This is a genomic window from Streptomyces fagopyri (assembly GCF_009498275.1).
GTDB classification, from domain to species: Bacteria; Actinomycetota; Actinomycetes; order Streptomycetales; family Streptomycetaceae; genus Streptomyces; species Streptomyces fagopyri.
Genome location: NZ_CP045643.1, coordinates 2,165,350 through 2,191,582, shown reverse-complemented (window position 1 = coordinate 2,191,582; position 26,233 = coordinate 2,165,350). Strand labels below are relative to the sequence as shown.

The 26,233-nt window shown below is 73.0% G+C and carries 24 protein-coding genes; 15 read left to right on the top strand and 9 right to left on the bottom strand.

All coding sequences use genetic code 11. The features are described 5' to 3' along the window. Nucleotides 1–715 precede the first annotated feature (715 nt). The 4 genes from GFH48_RS09350 to GFH48_RS09335 all read left to right on the top strand — a co-directional run bounded on the left by GFH48_RS09350 (nt 716) and on the right by GFH48_RS09335 (nt 5,956). Complete coding sequence (locus GFH48_RS09350; protein ID WP_153287817.1) at nt 716–1,510, top strand: RNA polymerase sigma factor SigF; 795 nt, start codon at nt 716–718, stop codon at nt 1,508–1,510. 1,357 nt (nt 1,511–2,867) lie between these two features. Further along, entirely contained in the window at nt 2,868–3,374 is a 507-nt protein-coding gene (locus tag GFH48_RS09345) for a hypothetical protein (protein WP_153287816.1), read from the top strand. Nucleotides 3,375–3,542: 168 nt separating this feature from the next. Then, the gene (locus GFH48_RS09340) at nt 3,543–4,790 is read left to right on the top strand and encodes an aminotransferase class I/II-fold pyridoxal phosphate-dependent enzyme (protein ID WP_153287815.1); all 1,248 of its coding nucleotides are present in this window, start codon (nt 3,543–3,545) and stop codon (nt 4,788–4,790) included. Further along, a complete protein-coding gene (locus GFH48_RS09335) occupies nt 4,787–5,956 on the top strand; it encodes an MBL fold metallo-hydrolase (protein WP_228120472.1) in 1,170 nt (389 codons plus the stop codon). Before GFH48_RS09340 ends, GFH48_RS09335 begins: the two co-directional genes overlap by 4 nt. Nucleotides 5,957–6,143: 187 nt before the next feature. On the opposite strand, the gene GFH48_RS09330 is transcribed toward GFH48_RS09335, so the two are convergent. Both GFH48_RS09330 and GFH48_RS09325 read right to left on the bottom strand, forming a co-directional pair. Further along, nucleotides 6,144–6,845 carry a DedA family protein gene (locus tag GFH48_RS09330; protein ID WP_403238006.1) on the bottom strand — a complete coding sequence of 234 codons (702 nt, stop codon included), beginning with the start codon at nt 6,843–6,845 and terminating at the stop codon, nt 6,144–6,146. Between the two features lie 38 nt (nt 6,846–6,883). Then, nucleotides 6,884–7,657, bottom strand: coding sequence for an MBL fold metallo-hydrolase (locus tag GFH48_RS09325; RefSeq protein ID WP_153287814.1), 774 nt, complete (start codon nt 7,655–7,657; stop codon nt 6,884–6,886). An 84-nt stretch (nt 7,658–7,741) separates the two neighbouring features. Here GFH48_RS09325 and GFH48_RS09320 point away from each other — a divergent pair, with 84 nt between their 5' ends. From GFH48_RS09320 to dnaK, 6 genes are all read left to right on the top strand, one after another. Beyond that, nucleotides 7,742–8,176, top strand: a complete 435-nt coding sequence (locus tag GFH48_RS09320; protein WP_153287813.1) for a recombinase family protein — start codon at nt 7,742–7,744, stop codon at nt 8,174–8,176. 122 nt (nt 8,177–8,298) lie between these two features. Then, complete coding sequence (locus GFH48_RS09315) at nt 8,299–10,368, top strand: phage holin family protein (RefSeq protein WP_153287812.1); 2,070 nt, start codon at nt 8,299–8,301, stop codon at nt 10,366–10,368. A gap of 97 nt (nt 10,369–10,465) precedes the next feature. Beyond that, nucleotides 10,466–11,527, top strand: coding sequence for an ATP-binding protein (locus GFH48_RS09310; RefSeq protein ID WP_153287811.1), 1,062 nt, complete (start codon nt 10,466–10,468; stop codon nt 11,525–11,527). 62 nt (nt 11,528–11,589) lie between these two features. After that, nucleotides 11,590–13,326, top strand: coding sequence for a vWA domain-containing protein (locus GFH48_RS09305; protein ID WP_153292809.1), 1,737 nt, complete (start codon nt 11,590–11,592; stop codon nt 13,324–13,326). A gap of 93 nt (nt 13,327–13,419) precedes the next feature. Beyond that, nucleotides 13,420–13,845, top strand: coding sequence for an OsmC family protein (locus GFH48_RS09300; RefSeq protein ID WP_153287810.1), 426 nt, complete (start codon nt 13,420–13,422; stop codon nt 13,843–13,845). 145 nt (nt 13,846–13,990) lie between these two features. Continuing rightward, nucleotides 13,991–15,856 (top strand): molecular chaperone DnaK, encoded by a 1,866-nt coding sequence (gene dnaK, locus GFH48_RS09295; RefSeq protein ID WP_153287809.1) that lies wholly within the window; start codon nt 13,991–13,993, stop codon nt 15,854–15,856. A gap of 210 nt (nt 15,857–16,066) precedes the next feature. Here dnaK and GFH48_RS09290 read toward each other — a convergent pair whose 3' ends face one another. After that, nucleotides 16,067–16,933: a helix-turn-helix domain-containing protein gene (locus tag GFH48_RS09290; RefSeq protein ID WP_153287808.1), complete on the bottom strand. Its 867-nt coding sequence runs from the start codon at nt 16,931–16,933 to the stop codon at nt 16,067–16,069. Nucleotides 16,934–17,043: 110 nt separating this feature from the next. Then, nucleotides 17,044–17,877: a helix-turn-helix domain-containing protein gene (locus GFH48_RS09285; RefSeq protein WP_456114897.1), complete on the bottom strand. Its 834-nt coding sequence runs from the start codon at nt 17,875–17,877 to the stop codon at nt 17,044–17,046. Between the two features lie 517 nt (nt 17,878–18,394). On the opposite strand from GFH48_RS09285, the gene GFH48_RS09280 reads away from it, so the two are divergent. Together GFH48_RS09280 and GFH48_RS09275 are read left to right on the top strand one after the other, a co-directional pair. After that, nucleotides 18,395–18,700 carry a 4a-hydroxytetrahydrobiopterin dehydratase gene (locus tag GFH48_RS09280; RefSeq protein WP_153287806.1) on the top strand — a complete coding sequence of 102 codons (306 nt, stop codon included), beginning with the start codon at nt 18,395–18,397 and terminating at the stop codon, nt 18,698–18,700. 5 nt (nt 18,701–18,705) lie between these two features. Continuing rightward, nucleotides 18,706–19,464: a class I SAM-dependent methyltransferase gene (locus GFH48_RS09275; protein WP_153287805.1), complete on the top strand. Its 759-nt coding sequence runs from the start codon at nt 18,706–18,708 to the stop codon at nt 19,462–19,464. On the opposite strand, the gene GFH48_RS09270 is transcribed toward GFH48_RS09275, so the two are convergent. Together GFH48_RS09270 and GFH48_RS09265 are read right to left on the bottom strand one after the other, a co-directional pair. Beyond that, nucleotides 19,433–19,903, bottom strand: a complete 471-nt coding sequence (locus GFH48_RS09270; RefSeq protein WP_153287804.1) for a hypothetical protein — start codon at nt 19,901–19,903, stop codon at nt 19,433–19,435. The two genes, GFH48_RS09275 and GFH48_RS09270, sit on opposite strands and share 32 nt — an antisense overlap. Continuing rightward, nucleotides 19,900–20,361 (bottom strand): hypothetical protein, encoded by a 462-nt coding sequence (locus tag GFH48_RS09265; RefSeq protein ID WP_153292808.1) that lies wholly within the window; start codon nt 20,359–20,361, stop codon nt 19,900–19,902. The genes GFH48_RS09270 and GFH48_RS09265 overlap by 4 nt, the downstream gene beginning before the upstream one ends. A 238-nt stretch (nt 20,362–20,599) precedes the next feature. Here GFH48_RS09265 and GFH48_RS09260 point away from each other — a divergent pair, with 238 nt between their 5' ends. Beyond that, nucleotides 20,600–21,544, top strand: a complete 945-nt coding sequence (locus GFH48_RS09260) for a helix-turn-helix transcriptional regulator (protein ID WP_153287803.1) — start codon at nt 20,600–20,602, stop codon at nt 21,542–21,544. Between the two features lie 86 nt (nt 21,545–21,630). Here the strand turns inward: GFH48_RS09260 and GFH48_RS09255 are convergent, their stop codons facing one another. Then, entirely contained in the window at nt 21,631–22,401 is a 771-nt protein-coding gene (locus GFH48_RS09255; protein WP_153287802.1) for a phytanoyl-CoA dioxygenase family protein, read from the bottom strand. A gap of 139 nt (nt 22,402–22,540) precedes the next feature. On the opposite strand from GFH48_RS09255, the gene GFH48_RS09250 reads away from it, so the two are divergent. Together GFH48_RS09250 and GFH48_RS09245 are read left to right on the top strand one after the other, a co-directional pair. Continuing rightward, nucleotides 22,541–23,458 (top strand): class I SAM-dependent methyltransferase, encoded by a 918-nt coding sequence (locus GFH48_RS09250; protein WP_153287801.1) that lies wholly within the window; start codon nt 22,541–22,543, stop codon nt 23,456–23,458. Nucleotides 23,459–23,643: 185 nt separating this feature from the next. Beyond that, nucleotides 23,644–24,345 carry an SDR family oxidoreductase gene (locus GFH48_RS09245; protein WP_153287800.1) on the top strand — a complete coding sequence of 234 codons (702 nt, stop codon included), beginning with the start codon at nt 23,644–23,646 and terminating at the stop codon, nt 24,343–24,345. 112 nt (nt 24,346–24,457) lie between these two features. Here the strand turns inward: GFH48_RS09245 and GFH48_RS09240 are convergent, their stop codons facing one another. Together GFH48_RS09240 and GFH48_RS09235 are read right to left on the bottom strand one after the other, a co-directional pair. Then, the gene (locus GFH48_RS09240) at nt 24,458–25,159 is read right to left on the bottom strand and encodes a glycoside hydrolase family 75 protein (RefSeq protein WP_153287799.1); all 702 of its coding nucleotides are present in this window, start codon (nt 25,157–25,159) and stop codon (nt 24,458–24,460) included. 215 nt (nt 25,160–25,374) lie between these two features. Further along, complete coding sequence (locus GFH48_RS09235) at nt 25,375–26,166, bottom strand: aldo/keto reductase (protein WP_228121290.1); 792 nt, start codon at nt 26,164–26,166, stop codon at nt 25,375–25,377. Nucleotides 26,167–26,233 lie beyond the last annotated feature (67 nt).

Here is a 26,233-nt window from a genome sequence, read left to right as displayed (position 1 = left end):
TCCGGTGGCGACCTTGGGCAGGTCTCCGCCGAACCCGGTGGCGACGTGGCCGGGACCGAACGGTCCGACACGTGGTTGCCTCGCGCGTGTTGTGGCCCCTTCGTGCCGTGCGAGGGGCCGCCGCCTCCGACGACGCACCCGCGGCCGCGCCCCGAGTCACTCGCCGTCGTGGGCACCCGCGCCGACCGGCGCGCGGTCGCTCCACGTCCCCGGCGCGGGCCCGGTCGCTCCCCTCGCAGCCGCGACCGGACCCCCGCCGCGCCGGCGCCGGCGTCGCCGAGTCCGCCCACCCCGTCCGGACCGCCCGCCTGATCCGGCGGGCACCGAGCCGGGGACCGCGGACACCGCGAGGCTCCCGGAACCGTCCGGCCCGAAGGACGGACCGCGCTTCTCGTACGTCCCGCACTCGCCGTACTCGCCGCACGAATCCGCCATGGCCGTGGGCCCTGCCCGGGTTCCCGGTCGCCGGGCACGCCGCTGCGTCAGCAGTACCCCCGGGACCGCGGCCCATGCCCGACGCGCGAGGACCAACTCGCCCGGAGCATCGGGGGTTTGCCCCGACCGCGCAGGGGCAGGCGGAATCTCAGTGCTTCGGACAGGAGGCACGTCCGTGGGAGCCGTCAGGTTCTCGCCACGGGTGTGCCTGTCCGGCGCACCCCGCGCTCCCACGGTGACCGTCCAACCCAAAGCACTTTCAAGGGAGTTGCGACGCACCATGGGAAACCGAGTGAGCGCGAAACGCCACCCGCACGACGACGCCCCCGACACCATGGAGGCGTTCCGCAGGCTTGCCGCACTCCCCGCGGGGAGTGCGCGCGACGCGCTCCGCGAGGAGATCGTCGAGGCCTGGCTGCCCATGGCGGACCGGCTCGCGGGCCGCTTCCGCAACCGTGGTGAGAACCTGGAGGACCTGCGGCAGGTGGCGGCGCTCGGCCTGGTCAAGGCCGTCGACCGGTACGACCCCGAACTCGGGAACGCCTTCGAGAGCTACGCCGTGCCGACGGTGACCGGTGAGATCAAGCGCCACTTCCGCGACCACATGTGGACCGTCCATGTCCCGCGCCGAGTCCAGGACCTGCGCAACCGCGTGCGGTTCGCCCAGCAGGAACTGTCGGGGACCGTGTCGGGACACGCGCCCACCGTCGCCGAGATCGCCGAACACGCCCGGATGACCGAAGAGGACGTCCGGGCCGGACTGGAGGCGCTGGAGAGCTTCAGCGCGCTCTCCCTCGACGCCGAACTCCGGGGCAACGACGACGGGTACTCACTCAGCGACGCCCTCGGCTCGGCCGACCCCGCCCTCGACGTGGTGATCGACCGGGAGGCCGTCAAGCCCCGCCTGCGCGCCCTGCCCGAGCGTGAACGCACCATCCTCTACATGCGGTTCTTCGGCGACATGACCCAGAGCAGCATCGCCGAGCAGCTCGGCATCTCGCAGATGCACGTCTCCCGGCTGATCAGCCGCTGCTGCGCGCGGCTGCGCAACCAGGTCCTGCGCGACGCGGCGTAATCGGTCCGCCGGTCTGCCGTCCGCCGGTCCACCGGGCGCGGCCCGCCCGCACAGGGCGATGGGGGCGACGGGGGAGGGGGCCCGGCGTACCGCGCCCCGGCGCTCGCACAGGGGGCGCGCTCCACCGTCACGAGCTCCTTGAGACGCGCCTCCTCCCGAACCGACCGGCGCCGCGCCGCTGTCACCCGCTCGGGTGCCCCCGTCCCGCGAATGGTGTCCGGCCGCGCGCGCCCCGGGGCCGGGCGGGCTGTGATGGGCTCGGGGAGCACGACGGCCGTGCCCCTTCAGACGGAGCCGTTCCGAAGGAGCCCAGCCGATGCGCCGTACCGCCCGTGTGCTGTCCGCCACCGCCCTGGCCTGTACCGCGCTGGGCGCGGCCGCCTCGGCCGCGTCCGCGGATCCGGGCGCCGAGGCCGTGCCGCGTTCCGTGCGGCCCGGGGAACTGGTCACCGTCTCCGTCACCTGCGGCGCGACGGGCGGCGCGCCGCCCGGGTACGTCGACGGCCGCTCCGCCGGTTTCGCGGGGAGCGAGGTCCGGTTGCGCCGGGTGAGCGGCGGCGCGGACACGAAGGCCGTCACCTACCGCGGCACGGTCCGGGTTCCCTCCCGTGCTCCGGCGCGCGGCGGTTCCGGCGGGCAACTCGGCGAGCGGGCCGTGGAGGGCATGTGTCCCGCCGCGCCGGGTGGCCACGCGCGAGCGTGGAAGGCCACGTACAGGGTGTCCCGCGACGCCCCTCACACCGCGCACGGCACCTCTCGGGAGGCCGCGGGTAAGGGTGCGGTCGCTGCTGGGAAGGCCCCGGCTGAGATCGCGGTCGCTGCTGGGAAGGTCCGGAGTGAGGTTCCGGTCGGTTCTGGCAAGGTCCGGAGTGAGGTTCCGGCTGTTTCCCGGAAGGCCCCGGGTGAGGATCCGGCCGGTTCTCGGAAGGTCCCGGGCGAGGTTCCCGCTGTTCCTCGGGACGCCCCTCACACCCCGCACGGCGCTGCTCGGGAGGTCCCGGGTAAGGCCGCGGTCGTTCCCCCGGAGGTCCCGAGCGAGGTGCCGGCCGTCTCTCGGGAGGTCCCGCGTGAGACCTCGGCCGTCCCTCGGGAGGTCGGGAGTGAGGCCCCGGTCGCCGCACGGGAGGTCGGGAGTGAGGCTCCGGTGGTTCCCCGGGACGTCCCGGGTGAGGCCCCCGTCGTTCCCCGGGAGGCTCCGCGCGACGTTCCGGCTGCTTCGGGGAGCACCGCCGGCGAGGGTGTTCCCGGGGGTGTTTCTCCGGGGGCGGGGGGCTCGGGCAGTGCTCCGGTCACCCCCGGGGAGGTGGCTCGTCCAGGCGCGCCGGGCGCACCTCCGGAAGCCCCACGTGACGTCCCGGTGGTTCCCGGGAGCGCCGCGGACGAGGGTGCCCAGGACCAGCCCGCGGGTGTCGCGGGCGACAGCGCACCGGTCGTTCCCGAGGACGCGGCCCGTGAGGGCGTCCAGGACGTTCCTCCCGGAACGGCCGGCGACAGTGTCCCGGTCGCTCCGGTCGCTCCGGTCGCTCCGGTCGTCCCGGAGAGCGCGGCCCGCGGGGACGCCCGGGACGTCCCCGGCGGCGCGGGCCGCGACAACGCCCCCGGAACCCACCAGGCCGCCCCGCACGACAACGCCGCGGACTCCCCGAACGGCGCGGGGCGCGACACCTCTGAGGGCGGCGGTCGCGACGGTGAGGGTGACACGGCGGACCGCCCCTCGGGCGCCCAGCACGGGGTGCAGGCCGGTGAGGGCGGTGCCTTCACCGAGTCCGTCCCGGCCCTGATCCTCGGAGCCCTGCTCATCGCGGGCGCCCTGGGCGCGGCCGCCCACCGTCTGTTCCGCGAACGCCTGTTCGCCGGCCGCTGACGGTGTGACGGGCGCGACCCGGCCGGCGCCCATCGCGGGACCGGTCCGTGGGTACGGAGTCACCGAAGAGGATCACCCGGAGCGACGCGGCGGAGCGTACGGGCGGCGGAGCGTACGGCAGGTGCGGCGGAGACAGGGCACGGCATCACGGACTGCGCGGAGGCACGGATGCGGCGGACGGTACCGGAAGGGCATGGTCCGGTCCGCTACGGCCCGCCACTCCCCGATCAGGGCCTCCCGGTGCTGCCGGAACTGCGCGCCGTCCTGGCCGCCGCCGCGGACCACACCGGGGCGGAACCCCCCGGAGGCGGGCCCGCGCTCCTCGACGCCGCCCGCGGCTACTGGAACCGGCGTGGCCTGGCCGCCGAACGCGACCGGGTGGCCGCCGCCCCCGGCGCCCCCGCGCTGCTCCTCGCCCTGACCGGCGCGCTCGGGGGTGACGTCCTGGTGCCGAGGCCGTGCGCCGCCTGGTGGGCGCCACAGGTGCGGTTGCTGGGCCGATCCGTGTTCCACGTGGCGACGCCCGCGGAGTGCGGGGGCCTGCCGGACCCGTACGCGCTGCTGGAGACGGTCCGCAGGGTCCGTGCCGAGGGAGGTGATCCACGGCTGCTCGTCCTCTCCGTCGCCGACGACCCCACAGCCACCGTGGCGCCGCCCGAGGTGGTCCACGAGACCGTCGAGGCCGCTGTCGCCGAGGGACTGCACGTGGTCAGTGACGAGACCTGGCGCGACACCCTGCACCGGCCGCACGACACCGTGCTGCTCAGCCCCGCGGAGATGCTCCCCGACGAGGTCACCGTCATCGCCGACCTCTCCGGTGCCTTCCTGCCCCAGGGCTGGCCCGCCGCCGTGGCGCGCTTCCCGCTCACCGACGCGGGCGTCCTGCTGCGCGCCCGCGTCCTCGACGTACTCACCGTGCTCGGCGCGCGGGTCGCCCGACCGGTCGCCGCGGCGGCCTCGTACGCGCTCGGCGAGCCGGACGCGGTCACCGAAAGGCTCACGGCGGCCGTACGCCTGCACGCGCGCGTCGCCGACGCCGCGCACCGCGTGGTGACCGGCGCGGGCGCCCTCGCACGGCCGCCACGGGCCGGCCGGCATCTGTACGCGGACCTCGGCCCGCTGCGCGCCGGGCTCGCCGCCCGTGGTGTCGGCGACGCGCAGGAACTGGAGGACTTCCTCACCGCCCGGCTCGGCATGCCCGCGCCGGGCGGCCACCGCTTCGGGGACGACCTCGGGGCGCTGCGGGTGCGGCTGGGGACGGGACCACTGTGCGGCGCGAGCGACGAGGAGCGGGGGGAATGCCTCAGTTCACCCTCGCCGCTGGAACTGCCACACGTGCAACGTGCGTTGACCCTTTTGGGGTCGGCCTTCGACGATCTCCGCGACGACGCTCAGCGATGGGAGCCTCTTCGATGACGCAGCAGTCCCGGTCGACCACGAGCACCGACGCCGGCGCACCGGACACCGGCGCACCGGACACCGACGAGCCGGCGTCCTCCCCGGCTCCGGCGGCGCGTTCCTCGCCCGCCGCCCCACCCGTCGTACCGGCCCCGCCTGTTGTACCGCCGCCACCTCTCGTACCGGCCCCACCCGTCGTACCGCGCCTTCCCGTCGTCCCGCTCGCCGAGCCCAGACCGCTCGGCGAGCGGCGTGTGTGGCCGCGATCGTTCGTCGACCGGCTGACCGCGCCGCTGCCGGGACTGCGGGCCTTCGCGCGGTTCGCCCGCGAGGGCGCGCTGCGGCCCCGCCCCGAGGGGCTCGCCGACATCCCCGCACTGCCGTTCGCACCGGGTCCGCTGCCCCGGGTGGGTACGCGCACGGTCGCCGTCTCCTGGGCGGGGCACGCGAGTTGGGTGATCCACATAGGCGGGCTCACCGTCCTCACCGACCCGGTCTGGTCCCGCAGGATCCTCGGCACCCCGGCCCGGATCACACCCGTCGGCGTGGCCTGGAGCGCGCTGCCGCGTATCGACGCGGTCGTCATCAGCCACAACCACTACGACCATCTGGACGCTCCGACCCTGGGCCGTCTCCCGCGCCACACGCCGGTGTTCGTGCCCGCCGGACTCGGGCGCTGGTTCCGGCGCCGCCGGTTCACCCGTGTCACCGAGCTGGACTGGTGGGAGGCCGCCGAACTCGACGGCGTGCGCCTCGACTTCGTTCCCGCCCACCACTGGTCCAAGCGCGGTCTCACCGACACCTGCCGGACGCTGTGGGGCGGTTGGGTCCTGACGGAGTCCGGGGGACAACGGGTGTACTTCGCGGGGGACACGGGGTACGGGCACTGGTTCGAGCGCATCGGCCGGCGGTATCCGGGCATCGACCTCGCCCTGCTGCCCATCGGCGCGTACGACCCCCGGTGGTGGCTCAGCGACGTCCACTGCGACCCGGAGGAGGCCGTCCGGGCCGCCGTCGACCTCGGCGCCCGCCGGATGGCACCCATGCACTGGGGGACGTTCGTGCTCTCGGCGGAGCCGGTCCTGGAACCCCTGACCAGGGTGCGGGCTGCCTGGGAGCGGGCGGGACTCGAACGGGCGGACCTGTGGGATCTGCCGGTGGGGGGTTCCCGGGTGCTCGGGTGAGAACGCCCTGGGCGACAGCGGCGGGATGGCGACACCCCGGCGAAAGCGAAAGCGAAAGCGAGAGTGTGAGTGTGAGGGAGGGCGGGGAGGGCGAGGGAGGGGTGGGGTCGCGGGGAGTGCGGGACGTACGGGAAGGGTGAGGGCGGGGAAGGGGGGAGTGCGGGCGTGGTCGTTCGGGGGCGGGCCGTCAGCGGTTGCCCGGGTCGCCCGCGGGGTTCTCCGTGCCCCTCCCGGGACGCTCACGCGGCTCGGTCCCGCGCACGCGGCGCCACAGGCCCGGCGCCAGGCCGAGAGCCACCGTCAGGACGACCGCGGCCACCACTCCCTCCCAGGGCCGGTCGAAGAGGGAACCGCCCAGTATGCCGATGACCTGGTAGGTGGCCGCCCAGGCCAGGCACGCGGGTACGTCGCCGCGGGCGAACGTGCGCAGCGGCATCTTCGCCAGCAGACAGGCCAGCATCACCGGTATGCGGCCGGCCGGGACCAGCCGGGACAGCACGAGGACGGTGGCGCCGTGATCGTTCAGTTTCTCCTGGGCCTGGGCGAGACGGTCCTCGGGGGCGCGGACCCGGATCGCCTCCAGCCAGCGCGAGCCGTTTCTCGATCTCATGCCCCGCCGGCCGAGCCAGTACAGCGCCACGTCGCCGAGGAACGCGGCGAGGGAGGCCACCACGAACACCAGCAGCAGCGCGAACGGCGCCGTCTGGTGGAAGGCCACCACCGCCGCCGAACTCACCAGCGCGCCCGTCGGCACCACCGGCACCAGCGCGCCGATCAGCACCAGCAGGAACAGCGACGGATAACCGATCGCCTGCTGCGTGCTCTCCGGCGTGACAGCCGCACCCGTGGCGGCCAGGAACACCGTCACGGAGGCGTTCCGCGCGGACAGGAACAGCGCCGGGGCGGTGCCCACGGCGGACAGCGGTGTCACCGCGCGACCTCCGGCCGCACGCTCTGACCGTGGTCGAGCCGGTGCACCGCCACCTCGGGCGCGGACTCGGCGGCCAGGCGCACGAACTCATCACCCGGCGCATGGAATTCATGGGGGCGCACACCGTCCATGCCGATCGGCCAGTACGTGCCGTAGTGCACCGGCACGGCGCTGCGCGGCATCAGACGGGCCAGCGCCTGCGCCGCCCGCCCCGCGTCCAGATGCCCCTCGCCGAGGAAGGGCCCCCAGCCACCGACCGGCAGCAGGGCCACATCGACCGGCCCGACCTCCTCGGCCATGGAGTCGAACAGCCCGGTGTCCCCGGCGAAATACGTCCGCGCCTCGCCCTCGACCACGAAACCCAGCGCGGGCGAGCGGTGCGGTCCGACCGGCAGCCGTCGCCCGTCGTGCCGCGCCGACACGACACGTACCACCAGGTCACCGACGTCGATCCGGTCCCCGGGCGACACCTCGGTGAACCGCAGACGGTCCAGCCTGCGCAGCGTGGGCACCGCGCGCCCCGCCCCCTCGGGGACCAGCACCAGCGTCCCCGGCGCGAGCCGCTGAAGTGAGGGCGCGTGCAGATGATCGGCGTGCAGATGCGAGACGAGCGCCACATCAGCGACCGCCGCCTCGGGAGGGGGCGGCGCCCCGCGCCTGCGTCGTAGATGCGCGAGCCGGCGCGCGAAGAGCGGATCCGTCAGGACGCGTGTACCGGAGTCCTCCAGCGTGCAGGTGGCGTGCCCCCACCAGGTGATCTCCACCGGCACTTCTTTGCCTCCTTCGTGCGACTCCCCCCGAGCCTACGGGCAGGAGTAGGGTCGGCGGCGAAACCCGGAGGTGAGGGGGACGCCATGGGAAACGCGCGCAGTGCCTCCGCCGTGCCGGCCACGGTGCGCGTCACGGCCATCGCGAGCCTGACGCCCCTGGAGGAGCTCGAGGCGGACCCCTTCCTCGTGGACTCCCGCGGCCAGCACGCGATGTGCGCCCGCTGGGCCGCCGAGCACGGCTACGTCGTCACCCGGGAGCTTCTCGTCCGTGGACTGCGGCCGGACCACCGCACCCTGTGGGCCGACGTCGAGGCGGGCCTCGTCGACCTGTTCGTCGCGCCGAGCCACCGTGTCCTGGAGCGCGCCCTCGCCTCCGTCGACGAGTTCACCGCCGAATGCGCCCGCCGGGGCGTCCGGATCGAGACGGTCGGCAGCGCGGAACCCTCCTACGACGCCCAGATGAAGGCCCGGGTCCACCGCCGTCTGTCGATGCCGACCGCCGGGTACGACGGCCGCTGACCGGCGACCACGGCCGGACCGGGACCACGAGGACGGGCACATCCGGCCCTTCCCGCCCGTTGTGACAGGGTGGGAGCAGGCCTCGCGGACCGGGCGGGCCCGGGACGTGAGGTGGACAGGGCGTGGGTGGCGGACGGTGGCGACGGGTCCTCAGCGGGGTCTGGCGGAGCATCGCGGTGTGGGCCGTGTCCACGGCCACGATGCTGGTGCTGGCCGGCGCGCTGCCCGACTTCCAGCTGCAGTCGGACAACGGGGACAGCGCCACCCGCGTCGCCGTCACGGCGGCGGTCGGCGCGGGCGTCTTCGGTCTGCTGTCGTCGCTGGTGTGGCCGCTGCTCGTGCGGGCCCTGCTGCTCGTGCCCGCGCTGATACTCGGTCTGCTCGTCTTCTTCCTGAACGGGTCGCTGCTGCTGCTGGCCCTGCGCGTCAACCCCTCCGGACAGAGCGAGGCCGCGCCGGAGACCGCCGTGGTCGTCGCCGCCGTGATGTCCGCGGTCGCCTCCGCCACCGGGGGAGCCCTCGCCGTCCGGGACGACGACGCCTACCGGCGCAGGCTCTACCGGCTCGCGGCCCGCGGCCGGGGCCGGGGCCGGTCCGACAGTGACCGCGGCCCCTCGTTCCCCGGCGTCGTCTTCCTCCAGCTCGACGGTGTGGGCCACGACGTACTGGAGGAGGCGACCGGCAAGGGACTCATGCCGACCGTCGCGCGGTGGCTCGCCACCACCCACCGGGTCACCCCCTGGCGCACCGACTGGTCGAGCCAGACCGGCGCCAGCCAGCTCGGCATCCTGCACGGCAGCAACCACGACATCCCGGCCTTCAGGTGGTACGAGAAGGAGAGCCACGAGGTCATGGTCTGCAACCGGCCCAGCAGCGCCGCCGAACTCCAGCGCCGGGCCATCGGACACACCGGCGACGGAGGACTGCTCACCGTCGACGGGGCGAGCCGCGGCAACCTCTTCAGCGGCGGCGCCGACGAGCTGGCCCTCGTGCTCTCCATGGCCGCGCGCAGAGGCAGGGAGAACCGTTCCCGCTCGGGCTACTTCGCGTACTTCAGCGACCCCGCCAACGCGGTCCGTACGGCGATGTCCTTCGTCGCCGAGGTGTTCCGGGAGATCGGCCAGTCCACCCGCGCCCGTCTGCGGAAGCGGCGCCCGCGGGTCGGGCGCGGCGGCCTTTACCCCTTCGTCCGCGCCTTCGCGACCGTCGTCGAGCGGGACGTCGTCGTCGCCGCGGTGATCGGCGACATGCTCGCCGGGCGCAACGCGGTGTACGCGGACCTGGTGGCGTACGACGAGGTGGCGCACCACTCCGGGCCGCGCGGCCGGGACACGGAGAAGGTCCTGGAGCGCCTCGACCGCTCGCTCGCGCTGATCGAGAAGGTCGCCGAACACGCCCCCCGGCCCTACCGGATCGTCGTCCTGTCGGACCACGGGCAGAGCCCCGGCGAGACCTTCCTGACCCGCTACGGCCTCACCCTCGGCAATCTGGTCCGGGCCGGCTGCGGACTGCCCGTACCGCGCCGGGCACGCAGGACGCACAGCGGCGCCGAGGCGCGGGCGGCGGTCCGGGCCGCGCTGCGCCGGCCGGTCGAGGAGAGCGGCGAGCGGCACAGCCCCCCGCGCCGCTCCGAGCCCGTCGTCCTGGCGTCCGGAAACCTCGGTCTCGTCTCCTTCCCGGACGTGCCGCACCGGATGAGCCGCGAGGAGATCGACCGCCGCCACCCCGCGCTGCTGTCCACGCTCGCCAACCACCCCGGCGTCGGCTTCCTGCTGGTGCGCAGCGAGGAGCACGGCGGTCTGGTGATCGGCGCGCACGGCGCGGAGGCGCCCGTCGACGCGCTCGACGACGAACACCCCGGCCCGCTCGCCGACTTCGGCCCCGGCGCGGCCGACGCCGTACGGCGCACGCACACGTTCCCGCACGCCGCCGACATCATGGTCAACTCCTGGTACGACCCGGAGGAGGGCGAGGTGCTCGCCTTCGAGGAGCAGATCGGCTCGCACGGCGGTCTCGGCGGCGCCCAGGGACGTCCGTTCCTGATGTCGCCGCTCGCCCTGTCCGAGCCGGCCGGCGACGGCGGTGACCTGGTGGGCGCCGAGCGCGTGCACCGCGTCCTGCGCGGCTGGCTGCGCGAGTGCGACGGCCCCCAAGTGCCGTTGCCGATGGCCCGGAGCGAGCGCGCCGCCTGAAAATGGGCTGCGGTGAACGGACTCGCGCGCACACACTGGCCGTTCCGGACACCGCGCAGCCGCGCGCTCCACTCGAACACCCGCCAGGAGTCCGTGCGTGCACGCAGCCGTCACCGTCACCCCCGCCCGCCTCCCGGAGCTGCTGCTCGGTCTCGCGACCGTGCGGCCCGTCTTCATCTGGGGCGCTCCCGGCATCGGAAAGTCCTCTCTGGTGCGGGAGTTCGCCGAGTCGCTGGGACTGGAGTGCGTGAGCCTGCTCGGCACCCAGCTCGCGCCCGAGGACCTCATCGGCGTCCCGCAGATCCGTGACGGACGTTCCGTCTTCTGCCCGCCGGAGGCGATCGCCCGCGACGAGCCGTACTGCCTGTTCCTGGACGAGCTGAACGCGGCGACGCCCGACGTCCAGAAGGCCTTCTACTCGCTGATCCTGGACCGCCGCATCGGCACCTACGAGCTGCCCGCCGGGTCGATCGTCATCGGAGCGGGCAACCGCGCGACCGACAACGCGCTCGCCCGCCCGATCGCCTCCGCGCTCGTCAACCGCCTCGCCCATGTGCACCTGGAGGCCTCGCCGAAGGACTGGCTGGTCTGGGCGGCGGGCAACGGCATCCACCCCTGGGTCCTGGACCACCTCACCGACCGGCCCGACCACCTGTGGTCCAAGCCGCCCAAGACGGAGGAGCCCTTCTCCACGCCCCGTTCCTGGCACATGCTCTCCGACGCGCTGCACTCCTTCGGTCCCGCCCTCGACGAGGCCACCCTGGGCGTGATCGCGCACGGCACGCTGACGCCCGCGCACGCGGTCGCCTTCCGCGGCTACGTCAAGATCGTGCGCAGCCGGTTCGGCATCGAGGCCGTCCTCAAGGGCGACGCCCGCTGGCCGCACCGCCCCGAGGACCGCGACCTGCTCTACTACCTCGCCGAGTCCTTCCGCGGACGTCTGGTCAAGGAGCTGCCCGTGAGCAAGGACCACCTCTCGGCGGCCGGACAGCAGACCGCGTTCCGCGCCAAGTCGCTGCTCGTGCAGCTCGCCGAGATCTCGGTGGAGGTGGCGCAGAGCGTCATCTCCCCGGACGCCGACGGCAATCCCGTCCTGCCCGCGTGGTTCCTGGTCGAGGCCGCCCGGGACATGCCCCGACTGGTGGAGGCCCGCCGGTGAGCCGCGCGCGCCGCCGGGACCAGCCCAAGAAGGACCCGGCCGGGGAGGCGTTCGCGGAGGGCATGCGACTGGTCCGGGCCAACCGCGCGCTCGCCGCCATCGGGTTCAGCACCTGCCGCCGGGAGGACTGCGACGCGTCGCCCCGCGAGGGCCTCGTCCGGGTCGACTCCGGCGGCGTACTGCATGTCCACCCCACCCGCCGGGCCGAACCCGCCGAGTGGGCCTGGGCGGTCGCGCACGGCGTCATCCACCTCGGCTTCGGCCACGTCCCCGCGGCGACCGGCCCGCGCGAGCAGCCCGACCGGCACGACCTCGCCGCCCGCTGCGCCGTGGTCAACCGCTTCCTGCTCGGCTTCCCGGTCGGCAGCACCCCCGAGGACCTGCCGCCGTCCTATCCCGGCGGCGACGAGGAGCAGCTCGCCGCCCGCTGGCGCCGCGACGGGATCCCGGCCGCGTACGACCGCTGCGGTACGGCCGGCGCGGACCCGGACCAGCTGCTGGTGCCCTGGAACACCTGGAAGGGCGGCACCGCGCCGGACTGGCAGCTCGCCTTCGCGCACGCCCTGACGCGCACCGTGGCCACGGCGCTGGACGTGGCCGGCGGCCGCCGTTCCTCCATGCGCGGCGGACCCACCCGGCTACAGCCCTGGGAGCGCGCGCTGAGCTGGTTCGTCTCCTCCTACCCGCTGCTCGGCGGCATCGCGGCCGGCATCACCCTGGTCGCCGACGCCGAACTGGCGCGCGCCCACGACATCTCCGTCGCGGCGGTCGACGCGGAGTCGGGCGAGATCTACGTCAACCCGCTGCGCGAACTCGACGACGAGGAATGGCGGTTCGTCCTCGCCCACGAGATGCTGCACGCCGCCCTGCGCCACGGCGACCGGTGCGGCACCCGCGACCCGTACCTCTTCAACGTCGCCTGCGACTACGTCGTCAACGGATGGCTGTGCGCGATGCAGGTCGGCACGATGCCCGACGGGCTGCTGTACGACGCCGAGTTGACGGACCTGTCGGCGGAGGAGGTCTACGACCGGATCGCGACCGACCTGCGCCGGATGCGCCGCCTGTCCACCCTGCGTGGCAAGGGCGCGGGTGACATTCTCGGCGGACCGATCGGCTCCCCGCGCGACTACGTCGACCTCGACGAGCTGTACCGCCGGGGACTTGCCCGCGGCCTCGACCTGCACCAGCACCAGGAACGCGGCTTCCTGCCGGGCGGTCTGGTGGAGGAGATCCGCGCGCTCAGCCACCCGCCGCTGCCCTGGGACGCCCGACTGGCCCGCTGGTTCGACGAGTTCGTGCCGCGCCCCGAGCCCGTACGGACGTACGCGCGTCCGGCGCGACGGCAGGCCTCGACCCCCGACATCCCGCGCGCCGGACGGTACTTCCCGCCCGAGGAGATCGCCCGCTGCACCTTCGGCGTCGTCCTCGACACCTCCGGCTCCATGGACCGCACCCTGCTCGGCAAGGCGCTGGGCGCGATCGCCTCGTACGCCGAGGCCCGTGACGTACCCGCCGCGCGCGTCGTGTTCTGCGACGCCGCGCCGCACGACGCCGGCTATCTGCCGGTCACCGAGATCGCCGGCCGGGTCCGGGTGCGCGGACGCGGCGGTACGGTGCTCCAGCCCGGCATCGACCTGCTGCACCGCGCGGACGACTTCCCGCCGGGAGCACCGGTGCTGGTCATCACGGACGGCTGGTGCGACGTCCTGCGTGTGCGGCGCGAGCACGCGTATCTGATTCCGGACGGCGCGCGGCTCCCGTTCACGGCGCGGGGGCCGGTCTTCCGCGTGCGGTGAGCCGTCATTGTGGGTGAGCGGCCCGCGGGTGTGATCGGATGGTGCGCACGGACCCGGAACACGGGACCCACCGCCCCATCGAAGGGAATCATCGTGGCAACCACGCGCACCGCGCACACCGTGTGGGAAGGCAACCTGCTCGAGGGCAGCGGCGTCGTCACCTTCGACTCCTCCGGCATCGGCGAGCAGCCGGTGACGTGGGCGTCGCGGGCGCAGGACGCCAACGGAAAGACCAGCCCCGAGGAGTTGATCGCCGCCGCCCACTCCAGCTGCTTCTCGATGGCGCTGTCGCACGCCCTCGCGGGCGCGGGCACCCCGCCCACCAAGCTGATCACCAACGCCGACGTCACGTTCCAGCCCGGTGAGGGCATCACCGGCATCCACCTCACCGTGGAGGGCGCGGTACCGGGCCTCGACAACGACGGCTTCGTGGCCGCGGCCGAGGACGCCAAGAAGAACTGCCCGGTCAGCGCGGCCCTGACGGGTACGACGATCACCCTGACCGCCAAGCTGGCCTGACACCCCGTACGCCACGGTGCCGCGGTCCCCAGAGGGCCGCGGCACCGTTGTGTACGGACCCGCCGGAGAAGTACGCCCCATTGACAAGACGGCACTCAAGTTTTGTGCTGGAGTCCGGGCAGCACCCCGGCGGAAGGGGACGGACATGGCACGTGCGGTCGGGATCGACCTCGGTACGACGAACTCGGTGGTGGCCGTACTGGAGGGCGGCGACCCCACCGTCGTCACCAACGCGGAGGGCGCGCGCACCACTCCCTCCGTGGTGGCCTTCGCCAAGAACGGCGAAGTGCTCGTCGGTGAGGTCGCCAAGCGGCAGGCCGTGACGAACGTGGAGCGCACCGCCCGCTCGGTCAAGCGGTACATGGGCGCCGCGGACTGGCGCTTCCCGGAGCACGGTTCCGTCGACGGCACCCGCTACCGCGCACAGGAGCTGTCGGCGCGCGTGCTGCAGAAACTGAAGCGGGACGCGGAGGCGTATCTCGGCGAGGACGTCACGGACGCCGTGATCACCGTGCCCGCCCACTTCGACGACGCCCAGCGCCAGGCCACCAAGGAGGCGGGCGAGATCGCGGGACTGAGGGTCCTGCGGATCATCAACGAGCCGACGGCCGCTGCCCTCGCGTACGGGCTCGACCGCGGCGAGGAACAGACCGTCCTCGTCTTCGACCTGGGCGGCGGCACCTTCGACGTCTCGCTCCTGGAGATCGGCGACGGCGTCATCGAGGTCAAGGCCACCAACGGCGACACCCGGCTCGGCGGGGACGACTGGGACCAGCGGATCGTCGAACATCTCGCCCAGCGCTTCAAGGCCTCCCACGGCATCGATCTGGGCCGCGACAAGATGGCGTTGCAACGTCTGCGCGAGGGCGCCGAGAAGGCCAAGATCGAACTCTCCAGCTCCTCCGAGACCACCGTCAACCTGCCCTACATCACCGCCTCCGCCGAGGGACCCCTGCACCTGGAGGAGAAACTGACGCGCGCTCAGTTCCAGGAGCTGACCGCCGATCTGCTCGACCGCTGCAAGTCGCCCTTCCACCGGGCGGTCAAGGACGCGGGGGTGCGGCTCGCCGCGATCGACCACGTCATCCTGGTCGGCGGCTCGACCCGGATGCCGGCGGTGACGGACCTCGTCCGCGAACTCACCGGCAAGGACCCGCACAAGGGCGTCAACCCGGACGAGGTGGTGGCGCTCGGAGCGGCTCTCCAGGCGGGCGTCATCCGGGGTGACGTCAAGGACGTCCTGCTCCTCGACGTCACCCCGCTCTCGCTCGGCATCGAGACGAAGGGCGGCATCATGACCCGGCTCATCGAGCGCAACACGACGATCCCGACGCGCCGTTCGGAGATCTTCACGACGGCGGCCGACAACCAGCCGTCGGTCGGCATCCAGGTCTACCAGGGTGAGCGGGAGATCGCCGCGTACAACAAGAAGCTCGGGGTCTTCGACCTGACCGGGCTGCCGCCCTCGCCGCGCGGGGTCCCGCAGATCGAGGTCGCCTTCGACATCGACGCCAACGGGATCATGCACGTCTCCGCGAAGGATCTGGCCACCGGCCGCGAGCAGAAGATGACGGTCACCGGCGGCTCCGCGCTGCCCAAGGACGCCATCGACCGGATGATGCGCGAGGCCGAGGAGTACGCCGACGAGGACCGCGCGCGCCGCGAGGCCGCGGAGACCCGCAACCAGGCCGAGCAACTCGTGTACCAGACGGAGAAGTTCCTGCGCGAGAACGACGAGCGCGTACCGTCCGACACCAGGCCGGAGGTCGAGTCCGCGATCGCCGACCTCAAGCGGCTCCTGGTGGACTCGGCCGACGACACGACCGCGCTGCGGGCCGGCGTCGAGCACCTGGCCTCGGTGAGTCAGCGGATGGGCCAGGCGATGTACGCGCGGGCCGAGCGGACACCCCACGACGAACCGGCCGACGAGCACGCCCCGGCCGAGGAGGACGGTGTGGTGGACGCCGAGATCGTGGACGACGACAGGGAGGCGAGGGGCGGCGCGGCCTAGCCGAATCGTTCTGTGCGGCCGGAGTCGGGACTGAGACTGAGACTGGGACTGGGACTGGGGCCGGGGTGCGGGACCGCGGCTCCGGCGCGCCCCGCCTCACCGGGAACCCGTGGATGCGGGGCGCCCCGCCTCACCGGGAACCCGTGGATGCGGGGCGCCCCGCCTCACCGGGAACCCGTCGGTGCGGGACTTCCTCCTGCGGGACCTCCGTCAGTAGGAGTCCCGCAGTTCCCGCAGGATCTCCTTCGTACGGGGGACGGAGGCGGCCTGGGCCGACATGTGGTCCAGGACCTCCAGATGCGTCGCCACCTCACGCCGCGAGTCGAGGTAGACGGCGCCGGTCAGATACTCGCTGTAGACCATGTCCGGCAGTTCCGGCTCGGCGAAGCGGAACAGGGCGAAGGACGTGTACGTCCCCGGATGCGGCCCGCTCGCGTACTCGGCGACCTGGAGCGAGATGTCGTCACTCTCCAACTCCCGCAGCAGCCGGTCGATCTGGTTGCGCATCACCTCGCCGCGGATGCTCACGGGCCGCCGCAGCGCGGTCTCGTCCATGATCACCCAGAGGTGGGGCCGGTTCTCCCGCCCCAGCAGCAGCTGCTGCCGGGTCATGCGCAGCGTGACATGCCGCTCGATGGCCTCCGGACCCGTCTGCCCGACCGTCCCCGCCTCCAGGACGGCCCGCGCGTACTCCTCGGTCTGCAACAGCCCGGGCACGAAGTGCGGCTCGTACGACCGGATCATCCGGGCGGCGCCCTCCAGACTGACATGCATGCTGAACCAGTCCGGCAGCACGTCGTGGAACCGCTGCCACCACCCCGGCCGGTTCGCCTCCTCGGCCAGCGCGACGAAGGCCGCGACCTCTTGGTCGGCCACTCCGTACGTCGTCAGCAGCACCTGGAGGTAAGGGATCTTGAGGGCGACCTCGGCCATCTCCATGCGCCGCACGGTCGCCGGAGCCACCCGCAGGACGCGTGCGGCCTCCTCGCGCCGCAGACCGGTCGCCTCCCGCAACTCCTGCAGCCGCCGCCCGAGCACCACTTGCCCCACGGTGGGCGCAGCCCGTCGCTCACTCACGCCAGGCCCTCCCCACGCGCCGAAGCCCCCCGAGCAGTCTGTCATGCGACCCCTGGACCTTCACGGGGCCGACAGGACGGAACAGACTCAAACGGATCATTGACCGTTCGTCAAGACACGAGTGACTGGAGGTACTTGACCGTCGACGGGTCGGCGGGCAGGAACGTCTCGATGGCCAGCTCGGCGACCGTCACGTCCATCGGCGTGTTGAAGGTGGAGATGGACGACACGAACGACAGGATCCGCCCGTCGTGCTCGATCCGCATCGGCAGCGCGAAGTACGGCACCGGCTCGGCGGCCGCCCCGTCGGCCGGCTCCGGATCCGCGGGCGGGACCGGGTAGGCGGCCACCTCCTCGTACAGCGCGCGCAGCGGCTCGGAACGGTGCAGGGCGATCCGGCGCTCCATCTGCGCGAGCAGGTGAGTACGCCATTCCCGCAGATTGCGGATGCGCGGGGCCAGGCCCTGGGGGTGCAGCGTGAGCCGCATGGCGTTGAGCGGCGGCGTGAGCAGCGACTCCGGGACGCCGTCCAGGAACATGGCGATGCCCCGGTTCGCGGCGAGCACGGTGTACGTGGCGTCGACGACCAGCGCCGGGTAGGGCTCGTACGCCTGGATGAGCCGCTCCACGCCCTGCCGCACCGCGTCCATGGCGGAGTCGTCGAGGGGGGTCTCCGGGTAGCGCGGGGCGTAGCCGGCGGCCAGCAGCAGCACGTTGCGTTCGCGTACCGGTACGTCGAGGTGCTCGGCCAGCCGGAGCACCATCTCCTCGCTCGGACGGGAGCGGCCCGTCTCGATGAAGCTGATGTGCCGGGCGGAGGAGTCGGCGCGCAGCGCCAGCTCCAGCTGGCTGACCCGGCGTTGCTCCCGCCAGTCGCGCAGGAGTGGACCGACTCCCGCCCCGGCGTGGGGGATCGGGGGCGTGCTGGAACCGGGCGTGACCATGGACATGCGCCGACCGTAGCGGAGGCGAGGGGCGTGCGGGACGTCTTGAACGGGGGCGACGTGGGGGCCGGGCGTTCCTTCGCCGCCGCAGCCCCTACCCGACCCGTCCTTGGGGGCTGCCGCGCCCAGACCCCCGCGTCGGCCTGGACGGCCTCGTCCTCAAGCGCCGGACGGGCTGGAGATGCGGGCCCGCGCTGAAAGGTGCCGGTCCGCGCCGGATGGTGTCGGGCGGGCTGGAGATGTCGGCTCGCGCTGGACGGTTCCGGACCGGCTGGGGTGCGGGCCCGCGCGGGAATGCCGGCGGGGGGCATGTCTTTCAGCCCGTCCGGCGTTTGAGGACGAGCCCCTCGGGCGGTCGGGGGTCCAGGGGGCGGAGGCCCTTGGCGGGGGCTGGGGGCGGAGCCCTCAGGTACGGGACGGGCAGGGGCGGCGGGGGCGAGGAAACCGGGTGACAAGACCGGACGCGAGGAATGTGACACGCTGAGAAACACCCCACCGGTACCGAAGGAGCAACGCCATGCCCGTCGAACCCCTGCCGCAGAAGGAGATCGAGGCGCGCCTGCCGGCCCTGCCCGGCTGGTCGCTCGACGGCGACCACCTCACCCGCTCCTACCGCCTCGCCTCACACTCCGCCGCCACCGCGATGGTCGTGCACATCTCCCAGGTGCAGGAGGAACTCGACCACCACTCCGATCTCACACTCGGCTACGACACGATCACCCTCACCGTGAACACCCACAGCGTCGGCGGAGCCGTGACCGACCTGGACTTCGCGCTCGCCCGCAGGGTGGAGAACCTCGCCCCGGGCCACGGCGCCGTCTGACCGGCATGCTGGACTACGAGAAGGAAGCCGCCGTCTACGACGCCGGCCGCGGCGGCGAACCCCGCGCCGAGGCGGCCGCCAAGGCGGTGCTCGGCCTCGTCCCCGAGGACGCGCGCGACCTGCTCGACACGGCCTGCGGCACCGGAACGGTCACCCGCCGACTCGCCACCGCACGCCCCCGGCTGCGGGTGACAGGCGTGGACGCCGCACACAGCATGACCCGGATGGCCGCGGCACGGCTCCGGGGCCGCGTGGTGCGCGCCGACAGCCGCCGACTGCCCTTCGCCGACGCCTCGTTCGACGCCGTCACCAGCGTGTGGCTGCTCCACCTGGCCGACAACGCATCGGACGTCCGGGACATCGTCGCCGAGTGCGCACGGGTGCTGCGCCCCGACGGGGTGTACGTCACCACCGTCGACAAGGCCGCCGCGCACGACGTGGGCAGCGACATCGACGCCGTCCTCGCCCCGCGACCGCGTCGGTCCGCCCGGGACGCGGCGGACCGGGTGACGTCGTACGGAGGCGAGTTCGGCCTCGTCCCCGCCGGCCGTGGCCGGTTCCGAGGCCATGGACAGGGCCGCAGCCCCCGCAGCACCGCGGCGGACCTGCGGCGCGGCTGGTTCACCCGGCTGGCGCCCGGCGATCCGCTGACGGAACACTTCGTCACACTGCTCGAAGCGCTGCCCGACCAGGACGTCCCGCGCCCCGAACCCCGTTTCGAGCTGCGCGCGTTCAGGAAGTCGCCGGCCGGACGAACTCCATGACCCAGTTGGTCGCCCAGGTCGTCTCCCCGTCCACGGAGAAGGCCTGTTCCCAGCGGGCCGTGGTCGCGGAGATCCCCGACCACACGAACCGCACCCGCACGTCCTTCCCGTCGTGTGTGTCGTCGCCGTGGAACACCCCGCGTCCGTCGTTCCCGAACGCCCCCGTCATCGGCGGGAACAGTCTCCCGCCGCGGCTGGAGGCCCAGTTCAGCGACCACTCCCGCGCCACCGGGTCGAACAGCCGCAGCGTGAGCCCCTTCCAGCCCTGACCCGGCACCGCCAACTCGTCGATGTTCGCGGCCCCGTCGAAAAGGCTCCAGCAGCGGCTCGTCGCCGGGAACTCCTCCCAGCCGCTGCCCTCGTCGAGGAAGTCCTTGAGGCGCCGGTGGTGGACCTCCCAGTCGCCGTGCAGGAAGTCGAAGTCGTGCGGGCCGCTCATGAACGGTCTCCCGTCGTGCCCTCGGGAAGGGAGTCGGCGAGGTAGGAGGCGAGATCGGGGACCTCCGGCGCGAGCAAGTGCCGTACCCAGGCGTCCCGTTCGTGCAGGATCGGCGGCAGCTCCCAGACGCAGCCGATCCAGGGCATCGCGAGCGTCCCGAAGTGGGTGGGGTCCCGGTCCGGACAGCCCAGCACGGGCTGGCCCGCCGCCGCGCCCCGGAAGTGCAGGACGTTGTCCCACACCCAGCTGTACGCGTTGAGGTAGGCGCCGTCGTCGCCGCCCCGGTGCAGGACGACGAACGTCGCCGGCGGGGTGCCGTCCGGCTCCGGCAGCAGTGCCGGCAGCAGCGCGTACGCCGCCCTCTCGACCTCGGGCGCGATGCCCGCGGGGTCGGCGGTGACGTGATAGCGCTTGATCCACCGCCCCGCCACCTCGATGGGCGGCGGGACGGTCAGCAGCTTCTCCGCGAAGCCCGTGGGAGCCTCGGCGTCCGCGGGGGCCGACCGGGCGGCGGACGCCGAGGCCGCGGCGGAAGCCGACGCGTTGGACGCGGTCGTGGCGGTCGTGGCCGTCTTCGCGGTCGAACGGGTCGTGGGATGCGTGGAGTTCGCCGTACCGGTGGAGGTCACCGGACGCGCGGGGGTCGTCGAGGTCATGGGCAGGACGGTAGAGCCGCTCCCCTGACATCCTGTGTCAGTGAAGTCCAGCCGCCTGGTGTCCATTCTTCTGCTGTTGCAGACACGCGACCGGATGACGGCCGCCCAGCTCGCCGGGGAACTGGAGGTCTCGGTGCGCACCGTGTACCGGGACGTGGAGTCGCTGCACGCGGCCGGTGTGCCGCTCTACGGGGACGCGGGCCACGCGGGCGGCTACCGGCTCCTGGACGGCTACCGCACCCGCCTCACCGGACTCACCGCCGGCGAGGCCGAGGCCCTGTTCCTCGCGGGCGTGCCCGGCCCCGCCGCCGAACTCGGACTCGGCCGACTCCTCGCCGCGGCGCAGCTGAAGGTCCGGGCCGCTCTCCCGCGTGAACTGCGGTTCCACGCCGACCGGATCAGCGACCGCTTCCACCTCGACGCGCCGGGCTGGTACGCGGACGCCGACGACACCCCGTACCTCCCGGCCGTCGCGGACGCCGTCTGGAACGGCCGGGTGCTGAGCGTCCTGTACCGGCGATGGCGTGAACCCACCGACGTACGGCGCCGCCTGGAGCCGTACGGCCTGGTTCTGAAGGCGGGCCGCTGGTACGTGGTGGCGGGACCGGGGCCACGTACCTTCCGCGTCGACCAGATCCTCCGGCTCGACCCGTGTGATGAGGAGTTCACGCGTCCCGACGGCTTCGACCTGGCCGCGTACTGGACGACGTACCAACAGGACTTCCACGACCGTCTGCACCGGGGTGAGGCGGTGATCCGGGTCGCGCCGGGGACCCGGCTCACCGGCGCGGCGGGCGACGTTCTGGCGGGCGGCGGTGTGGAGGAGCCGGACGGCTGGACCCGGGTCACCGTCCCGATCGAGTCCGTCGACCGCGCCCATGACGAGTTCCTCGCCCACGGAGCGGGGATCGAGGTGCTGGAGCCCGCCGGACTGCGGGACCGGATCGCACGGACGGTGACCGCGCTCGCCCGCCTGTACGCGTAGAGCCCGCTTGCGCGGGTGGGCGTGCTGGCTCCGCCCTCTGGTCGTCTCCGCCACCGTAGAACCCGCGACCGCTGATCCGCCGGGGGTCAGGCCTCCTGGGCCAGCCCCCGGCGGATCGCGGTCTCCACCGCCGAGTAGTCGCCGTCCGCCCGCTCCAACTCGTTGGGGACCGCCGGGTACAGCGGGGGCTGCGCCATGAGGCGCGGGCGCGTGCCGTGGTGCGGCTGCGCCGCGTGCACCAGGAACGGGTGACAGAGGTACACGTCCCCGGGGCGGCCGGTGGCCAGCGTGAGCGGGCGGTGCGCGGACGCCCCGGCCACCTTCGGACCGAGTTCGAGGAACGAGGCACCCGTCTCGCCGTGCGGCGCCAGCACCGGGGGTACGTCGAGGTGCGAGCCCACCCTGATACGGGTCGGGGCGTCGTCCTCGGTCACTTCGCTGAACAGGAAGAGCATCAGCAGCGCCCGGCCCTGTGAGGAGAGGTTGGAGTGGTACAGCGACCGGCCGTCGGGGAGATAGCTCCCCTCGATGTGCCAGCCCGCGTCGTCCGGCTCGTCCGGGTGCGGGAACCGCAGCGGGAAGCTGCCCAGCGCGTACCGCGGCTGCCAGCGCCGCTCGCCGACCAGCAGGTCGAAGGCCCGGTGCAGCGCGGGGGAGTTGGCCGCCGCGGCGAACGGGCCCTGCTCCATGCTGCTCACCCAGCGCACGGGTTCCTCCCAGGTGCCGGGGTCGTCCGGGTCGTATCCCGTCTCCCTCCACAGCAGCCGCGCGGCGTCCTCGGCGACGCGCGGCGGGAAGGCGCCCTCGATCCGCACGAACCCGTCCTCGATGAACCGTTCCACCGTCTCGTCGTCCATGGGGTCATGGTCGGGGACCGCCCGTCCCGGGCGCACCGGGTTTTCCGACCACCGGTTTTGCTGTTCGCGCAACGCTGTTGGCCGATTCCGGGAGCCGTGCAGCACGCTGTGCACGAACCCGGACGAGAGGCCGACCACCATGGCGCACGATCACGACCACGAGAACACCCACCGGCAGGACCACGGGACGACTCCCCGGCACGCCCACGACCACACCCACATGGACTTCGCCGACATGATCCCCATGCTGGAGCAGGAGGCGGAGCTGTTCAGCCCGCTGTACGCCGAGGCGGCGGCCTGGCTGCGGGAGCGGCGTCCCGATCCCGGACTGATAGTGGACGCGGGCAGTGGCCCCGGCGTCATCTCCTGTCTCCTCGCGGACGCCTTCCCCGCGGCGAGGGTCGTCGCCGTGGACGAGGTGGAACCCCTGCTGGAGCGGGCCCGCGCCCGGGCCGGCCGGCTCGGCGTCGGTGACCGGTTCGGCACGGTGCGGGCCGACCTCGCCGACGGACTGGGGGATGTGGAGTACCCGGCCGACCTGCTGTGGGCCAGCAGGTCCCTGCATCATGTCGGGGATCAGGGCGCCGCACTCGCCGGGTTCGCGCGCGCCCTCGCGCCCGGCGGCACCCTCGCGCTCCTGGAGGGCGGTCTGCCCCCGCGCTACCTCCCGCGCGACCTCGGCATCGGCCGTCCCGGGCTCCAGTCCAGGATCGACGCGGTCCACGACGAGTGGTTCTACCGGATGCGGGCCGAACTGCCCGGCGCGGTCGCGGAGGCCGAGGACTGGCCCGCTCTGCTGACGTCGGCCGGTCTGCGTCACACGGAGACCCGCACCTTCCTCGTCGATCTTCCCGCCCCGCTGTCGGACGAGGCCCGGGGCTTCGTGGTCACGGCCCTGACGCGCCTGCGCGATTCCCTCACCGGAGGGCTCGACCCGGACGACGTCGCCACCCTCGGCCGGCTCCTCGACCCGGAGGACAAGGCGAGCGTGCACCATCGCACGGACGTGTTCGTACTGACGGCGCACACGGTCCATGTCGCGGTGAAACCGGAGTGACCCCGGCAGGCGCCGCAGGCGCCCGGCCGCACGGGGCACCGGTGTCCGGGGCGGTCGGGCGGCGGCCCGACGACCACTGCGGAGTCCGGCCGTCCCGCTCGCCGTGCCGGCACGGTCGTCCTTGACTTCGAGAGCGCTTCAAGTGGTGTACTCCCGCTGTCGATCGGATGCTTACGGGGGTACTCATGAACGACTCGCCTGTCGCGCTCATCACCGGTGGTGGCAGCGGCATCGGTGCCGCGGTCGCGCGACAACTGCTGGACACGGGGCACCGGGTGACGGTCACGGGGCGGGGCGCGGAGCGACTGCGTGCCTTCGCCGGGGAACTCGGCGATCCCGAGGGACTGTTGACGGTGGTGGGCAACGCGGCCGAGTACGACGAGGTGCGGGCGGCGGTCGAGGCGACGCTCAAGGAGTTCGGCCGCCTGGACACCGTGGTCGCCAACGCCGGTTTCGCCACGCACGACTCGGTGGCCGGGGGTGATCCGGCCGGCTGGACCGAGATGGTGCTGACCAATGTGCTCGGTCCGGCGCTGCTGATCAGGGCCTCGATCGACGCCCTGAAGGAGACGAGGGGCCGGATCGTGCTGGTCGGGAGTGTGGCGGGCCACGTCCACACGCCGGGCAACATCTACGGGGCCACCAAGTGGGCCGTGACCGGGCTCGCCGAGAACGCTCGCCGGGAGGTGACCGAGTTCGGTGTCGGCGTGACCCTGATCTCGCCCGGCCGGGTGGAGACACCGTTCTGGGACAGCAACGGGAGTCTGCCGCCCGGCGACCTCCTGACGGCCGATCAGCTCGCCGAATCGATCGTCTGGGCGATCGGCCGGCCGGCGGGTGTCGATGTGAACACCGTGGTCGTACGGCCGATCGGTCAGCCCAACTGACCGACGGTAGAGGCCTCTTCAGGGTGCGGACCGGTGATCCGCGCGCATCCGACGGGTGGGCGCCGCACCGGCCCACGACACCCGCGCCCACCCGTCGAGCCTGCGGGGGACCTCAGTTGTTCTGCAGGAACTGCTGTGCCAGGGAGTCTCCGAGCGACACGGCCGCCGTGTGACTCTCGATGGGTGACACCTGCGAGTTCTTGAACAGGATGTAGGTCACTCCGGAGTCGGCGCCGCCGGTCTCCGGGTCGGGATCGATACCGAGGGCCTTGGCCGTGGCGTACGAGGCCTCACCGATGATCTGTGTCGGTCCGGTGTCGCCCACGACGGCGTACTCGACCTTGTTGTTGTAGATCACCGCGACGACCCCGCCGCCCTTGATCCCGTAACTGGTGTACTTCCAGATGCTGCTGGTGCTGGGCACCACGACGTACGGCAGCGACTCGGCCCGCAGCGGCTTGCCGTCGGACTGGTGGAAGGCGGTGTCGTCCTGGAACCAGGGGTCGGCGTCGCCGTTGCACTGGGTGGTGACCTGGCCGTCGCAGTCGATGTCCATGTCGGCCTTCCAGAACACGGCGCCGTTCTTGCCGCACACCGGGACGGTGGCCGAGGTCTCGTCGTCCGTCTTGTACTTCCCGCTCGATATCTGCGAACAGGACGTCACCTTGGCGAGCAGCGAGGCCGCGCTGACCGAGCCCTCCTGGGCGGACGCGGGGGTTCTGGCACCGGACGGCGCGGCGGTGGCCGGGAGCGCGGCGGTGGCGAGGAGCGCGGCACCGGCGACGGCCGCGAGGGTCAGTGTTCGAGAGCGCATGTGTGGGGGACCCCTCTGTTAGGAAAGTTTCCTTACCGGGTTGCCGTACAAGGTGGCCCCGTTTACATGACCCCGTCAAGACCTTCGGCGGGGTTGGTCCGGTCCAGGAATCCGGCCGGGGTGCGTTCCGGGGGCTGACGCCGGTTCAGGGGGTCGGAGAACCGCCGGCCCGGACGCGCGGGGCGCGTCCGGGCCGGCGGATGGGTCGGGGCTGGTCAGCCCACGTCGAAGGTGGCCGGGTCGGGACCCAGGCGACGGTCCTCGTTCAGCGCGCTGATCGCCGCGATGTCCTCGGCGTCGAGGGAGAAGTCGAACACGTCGATGTTCTCCGCGATCCGGGCCGGGGTCACGGACTTGGGGATGACGACGGTGCCCAGCTGGAGGTGCCAGCGGAGCACGATCTGCGCCGGGGTGCGGCCGTGCTTCTGGGCGATGGCCACGATGGCGGGGACCTCCAGCAGGCCCTTGCCCTGGCCGAGCGGGGACCAGGCCTCGGTGGCGATGCCCTGCTCCGCGTGGAACTCGCGCGCCGCGCGCTGCTGGAGGTGCGGGTGCAGCTCGATCTGGTTGACGGCCGGGATGACGGACGTCGCCTCGATCAGCTTCTCCAGGTGTTCCGGAAGGAAGTTGGAGGTGCCGATGGCCTTGGCCCGGCCGTCGGCGTAGATCTTCTCGAAGGCCTTGTACGTGTCGACGTACTGATCCCGGGACGGCAGCGGCCAGTGGATCAGATACAGGTCCACGTATTCCAGGCCGAGCTTCTCCAGGGAGGCGTCGAACGCGCGGAGCGTCGCGTCGTACCCCTGGTCGCCGTTCCAGAGCTTGGTGGTGACGAAGAGGTCCTCACGGGCGATGCCGGAGGAGGCGACCGCCTTGCCGGTGCCCTCCTCGTTGCCGTAGATCGCCGCCGTGTCGATGCTGCGGTATCCGTTCCGCAGCGCCGTGGCGACGGCTCGCTCCGCCTCGTCGTCCGGGACCTGCCAGACGCCGAAGCCCAGCTGTGGCATCTCGACACCGTTGTTCAGGATGATCGGGGGGACCTTGCTCACGAGCTTTCGATCCTTCAGTCGTCGG